This is a genomic window from Brachybacterium horti, from assembly GCF_054777615.1.
This window is the reverse complement of sequence record NZ_BAAHAM010000001.1, coordinates 1,134,760-1,143,553: the sequence shown is the minus strand read 5'-3', so window position 1 is coordinate 1,143,553 and position 8,794 is coordinate 1,134,760. Positions and strand designations below refer to the sequence as shown.

At 75.1% G+C, this 8,794-nt stretch carries 5 protein-coding genes; 3 read left to right on the top strand and 2 right to left on the bottom strand.

Annotation, left to right across the window (positions count from 1 at the left end):
- Positions 1–186: 186 nt before the first annotated feature.
- Together ACYVAP_RS05200 and ACYVAP_RS05195 are read left to right on the top strand one after the other, a co-directional pair.
- Positions 187–1,242: a WXG100 family type VII secretion target gene (locus ACYVAP_RS05200; protein ID WP_498859841.1), complete on the top strand. Its 1,056-nt coding sequence runs from the start codon at positions 187–189 to the stop codon at positions 1,240–1,242.
- Positions 1,239–1,991 (top strand): hypothetical protein, encoded by a 753-nt coding sequence (locus ACYVAP_RS05195; RefSeq protein ID WP_498859840.1) that lies wholly within the window; start codon positions 1,239–1,241, stop codon positions 1,989–1,991. The genes ACYVAP_RS05200 and ACYVAP_RS05195 overlap by 4 nt, the downstream gene beginning before the upstream one ends.
- Here ACYVAP_RS05195 and ACYVAP_RS05190 read toward each other — a convergent pair.
- Both ACYVAP_RS05190 and ACYVAP_RS05185 read right to left on the bottom strand, forming a co-directional pair.
- Positions 1,981–5,151: a GH36-type glycosyl hydrolase domain-containing protein gene (locus ACYVAP_RS05190; protein WP_498859839.1), complete on the bottom strand. Its 3,171-nt coding sequence runs from the start codon at positions 5,149–5,151 to the stop codon at positions 1,981–1,983. The two genes, ACYVAP_RS05195 and ACYVAP_RS05190, sit on opposite strands and share 11 nt — an antisense overlap.
- A gap of 8 nt (positions 5,152–5,159) precedes the next feature.
- Positions 5,160–6,203 carry a LacI family DNA-binding transcriptional regulator gene (locus ACYVAP_RS05185; RefSeq protein WP_498859838.1) on the bottom strand — a complete coding sequence of 348 codons (1,044 nt, stop codon included), beginning with the start codon at positions 6,201–6,203 and terminating at the stop codon, positions 5,160–5,162.
- A gap of 206 nt (positions 6,204–6,409) precedes the next feature.
- Between ACYVAP_RS05185 and ACYVAP_RS05180 the strand changes: the two genes are divergently transcribed.
- On the top strand, positions 6,410–8,794 hold the full coding sequence (locus ACYVAP_RS05180; protein ID WP_498859837.1) for a beta-galactosidase: 2,385 nt from the start codon (positions 6,410–6,412) through the stop codon (positions 8,792–8,794).

The window sequence follows — 8,794 nt, the reverse complement described above, 5'->3', positions numbered from 1 at the left end:
GTGACCTGTGAGCGATCCAGGCCGGCGGCCGCGGACTTTGGCGCGCCGAGTGCCCCGGGCTCGAGGCATCCAAGCCCACCCACCGTCAGACCTCCAACCTCCACGACCTTAAGAGACACGCCCTAGCCCCCATCGCGGCGCACCTGACAGCTCACTAGGTTTCCACTCGAGGACGAAGGGGTGCGTATGACATTTCTCGGCGCGGATACAGAGGCGCTGCTCGCCATCGGGGGCCGCATCGGAACCGAGGCTCATCAGGTCACCGCGGTGGTGGAAGACGTGGCGACCAAGCTCGAGTCCGTTTCCTGGGTGGGCGAGGACCGCGATCGGGCCATCGACGCTGCACATCAGATCCTCAGCAGCGCACGCGAGCTGACTGATCGTCTCCAGGCGGCTGCGGACGAGCTTCGCGGGCACGCAGAGGCACAGGATGAGGCGTCAGCGCCGGGCGACAACACATCCCAGGGAAGCGGTGGCTCAGCGGGTCTGTTCGATCTGCCGTCGCTGACCGGGCTGAGCGATATCGGCGGCGCCTTCCAGAACTTCCTCACCTTCGGCCCGGACGACTTCGATCCGTTGGACTGGGTGGTGGGGACGGCTGAGCAGGCCGCGGGGTGGACGTGGGACCACATCGGCGTTCCTGTGGTGAACGGCTTGGCGTCATTCGGCCAGGCGATGATCGACAACCCGGCGGCGACGGCCTCCTCACTCCTCGGGCTCGGGCTGATGGCAGTCGGTGCCACAGGAGAGGGGCTCGGTATTGCGCTGCTCCCGACCGGGTTGGTCTCAGCCGGAGCGGGGACGGCTGCGGGTGGGGCGGTCATGATCGGCTCCGCCGAGCTGATCGCCGCCGGAGCGGCCCTGACAGCGGGCGGTGGCGCGGTTCTCCTCTCGGAGGCCGCCGAGAATCCTCAGTCGCCCGCCTCCCCTCGAGAGCCCGATGTGTATCGGCCCTCGTCGGGAAGCGGCGGGTCGCCACGACCGTCCCAGGACGTTCTCGGTGACATGCCGCCCGGCAAGAGCAAGGGTGTGAAGACCGTCGGCAGCGATGCCGAGCTCCAGACGGCATTCGACGACATGGCGCGTGGCGGAGAGGTCTTCCGCCGACCGGGCTACAAGGGAGAATGGGTCCGGCAGCCTGACGGCACCGAGATCGGTCTGCGTTCGGAGTCCTCCTCCGGTGGTCGAACGATCGACGTCATCAACCCCGACGGAAGCAAGGCGAAGGTGCACATCCGATGAAAGGCCACAGCGCAGCAATCGAAGCGACTCTTGCGGCGCTCACCGGGCAGTGGGTGGAGGCCGTCGACCCGGCGCCGCACCCCGTCCTGGTGACGAGCCGTGCGGCCGTGCTGCACGGTGACCTGCGGGGGCCCAGCGGAGCTCCCACCAGGGACGACGCCCGCGTACTGGGCGCCTTCGTCACCTCGAGCGTGCTCGCCGCCGACGGGACGCTGACGCTCCTGCTCGCCGATGCGGACGGCGGCCGGCCGATGCCGCTCGCGGTCGCCGCGCCCTGGGGCCTCGCCCGGCCGGACGGGGCGGGCCTCGCGGCTGCGGAGGACGGCCGGATCGGTGCCCGTCCCGGGGATCCTGCCCCGCGCTTCGCGACCCCCGCGGCCATGGCGGCGTGGGCGGCGAGCGACCCGGACGAGGTCGAGCTCGCGGTGCTCGAGGCGGCGCTCGACGACTGGGTGACCCCGGCGGACGTGGTCGCCGAGCTCGTGGAGCGCGAGGTGCGGGACCCGCGGGAGATCGCCCGCCACGGCGCGGCGGCGCTCGCCCGCCTCGTGGCCCGCGGGGACCTCGAGGTCGGGTCGATCGGCGAGCAGGGCTTCGTCCCCGCCGCCGAGGGACCGGCCGCCTCGATCGAGCACGTGGCGGCGCTGTGGTCCGCCCTCGGCGGGATCGGGAGGCGGCCGGGCCCCGGTCAGATCGCCTGGTTCGCGATCACCGACCGGGGCCGGTCCCGCGTGCCCGTCAGCTCGTGACGACCTCGAGGCGGGAGCCCGCGCGCACCCGCCCGCGGTCGATCGCGACGCCCGCCGCGCGGTAGCGGCGCTCGAGGCCGCGCACGCCCTCGCCCGCGAGGTCGATCTCCTGCCCGTCGATCCGGAGGGAGCGCACGCCGCAGCCCGTCTCCCCCACGGTGACCTGCACGGTGATCATGCCGCCGTCGAAGGGGACCTCGGCGGTGGTGCCGTCGAGCGCGGCCGGCAGCACCGGGTCGATCTCGAGGCGGCCCGCGCGGGCGCGCACGCCGAGCACGTCCTCGACGACGAGCCGCAGCAGCAGCCCCGGGCCGGAGGAGTAGACGCGCCATCCGCCCTCGAAGCCCGTGGACTCCTCGAACAGCGCCGCACCGTTCTCGGCCGCGACGTAGCGGTCCGGGAAGACGGCGTCGGAGCTCGAGTAGTAGCAGTTCGCCTGCCGGGGCCGGGCCCCGCGGATCCGCTCGGTGACCCCGATCGGGACGGCCTTCAGCAGCTCCTGCCAGGCGCGCTCCGCCTCGCCCAGGCGGGTGAGCGCCTCGATGAAGCGCAGGTGGGAGTGCATGTACATGAGGCCGATCTCCCGGCCCCAGAAGGTCGCGGTCTCCGCCCGCTGGAAGACCTCCATCACCCCGCCGTGGTACTCGACGGGATGGTCGAAGAGGTACACGCCGGTGGGGCCGGCGAGGTGCTCGTCGATGAGGTCGAGGTGGTGGCGGGCCTGCTCGGGGGTGAGCAGCTCGTCCGTGAGGGCGTGGATCATCTGCAGGGAGCCGTGCTGCAGCCCCGTGGTGGTGTCGGTGGGGTGCACGAGGTGGCGCAGGCGCCCCTCCTCGAGCCAGCCGTAGCCGGCGAGCTCGCCGTCCACGAGCAGGAGCTCCGCGAAGGCCTCCGCGGCGCCCGCGGCGATCGTGCGGCAGCGCTCGGCGAGCGCCTCGGTCTCCGGCCCGGCGTGCTCGGCGAGGGCGTCGGCGAGGCCCGTGAGGGCGGTGATCTCGAGCTCCGTGGTCCACGTGGAGCACAGGTGGCGGGCGAGCTCGGGCCGCGCAGGCTGGAGGGAGTCGTTCCAGTCGCCGTGCCCATAGGCGGGCAGGCGGGGGTCCTCGGTGCGGGCTCCCTCGATGTGGGCGACGGCGCGGGTGAGGTGGTCGAGCACGCTCGTGGGCGCGCCCAGGGCGGTCTCCCCCACCCACGGCGCGGGCTCGGCGAGCAGGCTCGCGTCGCCGGTCGCGTCGAGGTACTCGCCGAGCGCGCGCAGCGGCCAGTAGACGACGTCGCCGTGGCTGTCGCGCAGGCCGGGGCCGGCGTGCCCGGGCAGGTAGTCGAACCACTGCGGCCAGGTGCCGTCCTCCTGCTGGGCGCCGAGCACGGAGAGCAGGGTGCTGCGGAGGGCCGCGGGCTCGTCGGTCGCGAGCAGCAGGCCCAGCGGGCCCTGGCACACGTCGCGGGTGCCCCAGGCGCCGCCGCTGTACTGCTCGAGGCCGCGCGGGGAGCGGAAGTGCACGGCGGCGTTCTGGGCGAGCCAGGGCAGCATCTCGCCGATCGCCTCCCCCTCGACGGTCGCGGCGCCCGTGAGGGCGGGCAGGCGCGGGGCGTAGGCGGGAGCGGCATCGGAGGAGCCGAGCAGCACCTCGGCGGTGCGGGCGGCGCCGAGGGCGGCGGTGCGCAGGCCGCTGCCGTGCTCGCGGGCGTCGGCGAACAGGGCGGCGTCGCCGTCCACCGCCACGGGCGCGCCGTCGGCCGTGACCTGCAGCGCGAGCTCCTCGGAGCCGTCGACGACGAGCAGCAGCTCCCCCGCGGTCGAGGTGATCGTGATCCGGGCCGCGCCCGGCAGCTCGACGGCGGAGCGCACCTCGATCCCGCCGTGCTCGGTGACGTAGCGCCAGGTGCTCGCGGCGGCGGCGGTCGACCAGGCGGAGGGCACGCCGAGCAGCTCCCAGTCGCCGCCCTCGGCACGGTGCAGCAGGCGCGCGCCGCTGCGGCGCTCGAGCCCCAGGTAGGAGCGGCGCACGGTCGTGGTCTCGCCGCTCGAGGCGTGCCCCTCGGTGAGCTGGGAGCAGAAGACGCCGCGCATCCAGACGGTCGAGGCGACGGTCGCGAGATCGGCGACGGCGCCCGCGGTGGCCTGCTGGATGTGGCCGTGGGGGCGCAGCACCCCGCGCTCCTTCGCGGCGCTGACCACGTGCCCGGCGGGGCCGAAGCCGGAGAGCAGGCCGGAGCGGCCCTCCTCGACGAGGCGCAGCTCGCCGCCCGCGAGCTCCTCGAGCAGGGCGCGGTCGCCGGGGCGGACGGGCAGCTCGGCGGCGAGGGCGAGCAGGCTCGCGGCGAGGGGCGCGCCCGGCTCCGCGGTGGGGAGGGCGGGGAGCTCGAGCCCCTCGCGCACGGCGAGCACGAGATCGGCATCCGCCGCCGACGTCGCCCCCGGGTGGTCCGCGACGACGGCGCCCCAGAAGCACGTCGCCTGCTCCTCGCCCGGGGCCAGGGTCACGGCGGCGGTGCGCAGGGCGGCGAGGGTGTGCTCGTGCTGGAGCCGCTCGGAGGGCAGGTCCAGGGCGGCGTCGAGGCCGGAGCCGGTCGCACGGTCCAGGAGCTGGAGGGCGTCGGTGCCCCACTGGGAGACGGGGGCATCGGCCCCGATGACGGCCCATGGGACGTCGCCGCTCGGCATGTTCTGGCGCACGGCGAGGGCGACGGTGCCGCCGGGGAGGCCCACGGGGGTGAGGTCGAGGTACTGGGCGACGTACTGCTCGTTGCGGCGCACGGCGTCCATCGCGGTCAGCGCCACGTCGAGGGTGTGCAGGAGGTCCGCCTCGACCGCCTCGGCGCCGTCGTTGCGCAGCGCGATCGTCCAGGCCCAGCCGGTGCCGTCGGCCGTGGCGGCGAGGCGGGTGCGGGCGGTGAGGTCGCCGTGGGTGGTGGTGACGGTGCCGCCCGCGGTGATGGTGCCGCCGCTCGCGGGGCCGGTGAGCGGGGCGGCGGTCCAGTCGGCGTCGCCGGGGCGGCGGTGGCGCAGGTGCACGCCCGCGGGGCCCGAGCCGACGGCGGTCGCGGGGTACTGGAGCAGGCTGAGGCCGGCGGCGTCGAGGCGGGCGGCGTCGCCGGCCTCGGTGCGCTCGAGGGTCACCGGGAGGGTGCGCACGGCGGTGGTGGCGGGGGTCACGGGGTCTCCTAGGGAGCGGGGGTGGGGGTCAGCTCCTCGCCGTCGCCGGGCGCGGCGCAGCCGCAGCTGGACCGGTGGACGATGCGGGAGTCGAGCACGACGGGCTCGGGGTCGGGGTCGGCGCCGTCCACGAGCTCGGCGAGGCGGCGCGCGGCGAGCGCCCCGAGCTCCACCACGGGCTGGGCGACGGTGGTCAGTTCGGGGCGCACGTAGCGGGCGGCGTGGACGTCGTCCCAGCCCACGACCGCGATCTGCGCGGGGACGTCGACGCCGAGGTCCTGCAGCTCGTGCTGGACGGCGAGGGCGAGCTCGTCGTTGCCGCACACGATGGCGTCGATGTCGAGGCCCTCGGAGTGCAGCTCGCGGGCCACCTCGGCGCCCTCCTCCTCCACGGGGTCGACGGCGAAGGTGACGACGGGCTCGAGGCCGGCGTCGACGAGGGCGCTGCGGAACCCCTCGTGGCGGGCGCCGATGTCGGAGTCCGGCTCGGGACGGCCGACGAAGGCGAGGCGGCGGCGGCCGGTCTCGATGAGGTGCGCGGTGAGGCGCGCGGCGGTGACGGTGTTCTCCGCGTAGAGCGCGTCGCGGCCGGGGATGCGGCCGCGGGCGGCGACGACGACGGGACGGCGGGCGGCGATCTCGGTGATGAGGGCGTCGTCCACGGCGCTGCGGGCCATGAAGGCGACGCCGTCCACGTTCCCGGCGAGCCGGCGCACGGCGCGGTCGGGGTCCGTGTCCGGCCCGGCGAGGTCGAGGACGACGGAGAGGCCCATCTCGCTCGCGGCCATCTCGAAGCCGACGAGCACGGCGGCGTAGTAGGGGCCGTCGATGTGCGGGAGCACGAGGCCCAGGGCGTTCGTGCGGCGCCCGGCGAGGGCGCGGGCGGCGCCGTCGGGCACGTAGTTGAGCTCGCGGGCGGCGGCGAGGACGGCCTCGCGGGTGCGGGGGGCGACCTTGTCGCTGCCGCCGAGGGCGCGGGAGACCGTCGCGGTGGAGACGCCGGCGCGCTGGGCGACGGCGTAGATGGTGGCGGCGCGATCCGTCCGATGCATGCTCCTCACCTTCCTGGGGCGTGTGCTGCGGGTGGGGTCCGGGGCGGGGGTCATGGGGTCCCGCCTGGTGGCCTCGTGCTTGCGCTCCCGGAATGGAAGCGCTTACATAGTCTCACGGTAGACGAGGACGCCTCCCGCATCCACGTCGCCCACCTGACGGCGGGGTCCCTGGTCCCGCGCCACCCAGCCACGGACGGGACACCCTCATGATCACCATCGACCGCCGCCGGATCCTCGTGGACGGCCGGCCCCGCCTGGTCCTCGCCGGGGAGATCCACTACTTCCGCCTCCCCCGCGACCAGTGGGCCGCGCGCATCGAGCAGCTCCGCGCGGCCGGCGCGAACGCCGTCGCGAGCTACCTCCCCTGGATCTGGCACGAGCTGCCCGGCGGAGACCTCGACGTCACCGGCGACACCCGCCCCGAACGGGACCTCGGCGCCTTCGTCGACCTCTGCGCCGACGCCGGGCTGTGGTTCATCGCCCGCCCCGGCCCCTTCCAGATGGCCGAGCTCAAGAACGAGGGCCTCCCCCACCGCCTCTCCCGCGAGCATCCCGAGATCGTGCCCGTGGGCTGGGACGGCGTCCCCGCGCCCACCGCGACCGTCGACTACCTCGCCCCCGCCTTCCTCACCGAGGCCGAGCGCTGGTACGACGCCGTCCTGCCCGTGCTCGCCCCGCGGCTGACCACCTGCGGCGGCCCCGTGATCGCCGTCCAGCTCGACAACGAGATCGGCATGCTCGCCTGGGTCTCCAACTCCCCCGACCTCACCGACCACCTGCTCGTGGACCTCCGCACCCGGATCCTCGAGCACCGCGAGGACGCCGCCGGGACCTACCCCGCGATCACGGAGGGGGCGGACGCCTGGGCGCGCGCCGTGCGCAGCCCCGAGGAGGCCTGGGCCGGGCCGCTGCGCGTGGACCTCACCCGCTTCATGCGCGGCCGCTTCGCCCGCTACGTCAGCTACCTGCGCGCGGCCGCCGAGGCCCGCGGGATCATCGGCGTGCCCTTCCTCGTCAACATCCACGGCACGGGCGACGGCTCCGGCGAGCCCTTCCCGATCGGCATCAGCCAGCTCGAGGAGACCTACGCCGGCCTGCCCGGCATGGTCTCCGGATCGGACCACTACACGGGGGACATGACCCTGGACACCACCACGGACCTCTACGTCATGAACGCCCTCCAGCAGTCCGTCCACGACGACGACCAGCCGCTCACCTCCCTCGAGTTCGAGGCCGGCACGGGCGACTACGGGGACGGCTTCGAGCGCCTCGCCGAGCCCTCCACCGCGGATCTGAAGTCCCGCCTCTTCGTCGCCCAGGGCAACCGCCTGCTGAACCACTACCTCTTCGCGGGCGGCGTGAACCCGCCGCTCGAGGAGCCGGTGGGCGACGGCAACGACCGCCTCGCCTTCACCGGCGAGCGCCACGGCTTCGCCGCCCCGATCACCCCCGAGGGGCTCGAGGGACCGGCCTACGCGCCGCTCGCCGCGTCGATCTCCCACCTGCTGCTGCACGAGCGGCACCTCGCGAGCGCCGTCGAGGAGCTCGACGACCTCGCCCTCGGCTTCGTCGTGGACTCCTACGCGACCGAGTACGCCCACCCCCGCAGCGCGCTCATGCAGGAGGTCGTCGAGGACCTCCGCGCGCACCGGGGCGCCGGGCAGCGCAAGGCCCTCGCCCGCAGCGCCCTGCTGCGCGGGCACCGCTTCGACGCGGTGGACCTGCGCCGCCCGCGGCCGCGGCCGGACGGCGAGGGCCGGCGCGTGCTCATGCTCGCCACCTCCCGGCACCTCGACCCGCTCGTGCAGGCCCACCTCGTCGAGCACGTGGAGGCGGGCGGGAGCCTGCTCCTGCTGGGGCCGCTGCCGGAGAAGGACCTCGAGGGCCGCCCCTGCCGGATCCTCGCCCGCGCTCTCGGCGTGCAGGCCGGGGAGCTGCGGCGCGACTCGCCGCACCACTACCCGTCCGTGCGCGGGGAGGCCGCCGCGGCGGCGCTCGGCGAGACCCGGGTGTCCTGGTATCAGGAGCTGCAGGTGCCCGCGGGCACCGCGCTGCTGCGCACCGTCGACGGGGAGGTCTGCGGGGCCGACGTCACCGTCGGAGCGGGCCGCGCGGTGCTGCTCGCGGCGGGCCTGCCCTCGCACCCCCGCCTGTTCGGAGAGCTGCTCGAGTCGCTCGGGTCGGGCCGGGGCCTCGCCCTGACCAGCGACGTGCCCGGCGTGTTCGCGCTCAGCACCCGGGACGAGGAGGGCGGGCGGATGCTGCACCTGCTCAACGTCACCGGCTACCGGCCGCGCGTGCGGATCGTGCTCGACGGCGAGGAGATCGACCTCGAGCCCGCCCCGCACACCGGCTACCTGCTCGCCCGCGGCCTGCGGATCGGCGGCGTCGAGGTGCTCGCCGCGAACGCCGAGATCGACCACGTCGGGGCGGGAGTCCTCGGCTTCGACGCCCCCGCCGGGCCGCGGGCGCGGATCGTGCTGCGCACCGACGCCCCCGTCACCGCGGAGGGCCCCGGCGCCGGCGTCGTCCGCACCGGGGACGGGGTCGTCGTCACGGCCGACGGCCCCGTCCGCGTGCACCTCGGCTGA

Coding starts and splice junctions, on each gene's coding strand:
- ACYVAP_RS05200 (WP_498859841.1), top strand. CDS start 187: ATGACATTTCTCGGCGCGGATACAGAGGCGCTGCTCGCCATCGGGGGC.
- ACYVAP_RS05195 (WP_498859840.1), top strand. CDS start 1,239: ATGAAAGGCCACAGCGCAGCAATCGAAGCGACTCTTGCGGCGCTCACC.
- ACYVAP_RS05185 (WP_498859838.1), bottom strand. CDS start 6,203: ATGCATCGGACGGATCGCGCCGCCACCATCTACGCCGTCGCCCAGCGC.
- ACYVAP_RS05180 (WP_498859837.1), top strand. CDS start 6,410: ATGATCACCATCGACCGCCGCCGGATCCTCGTGGACGGCCGGCCCCGC.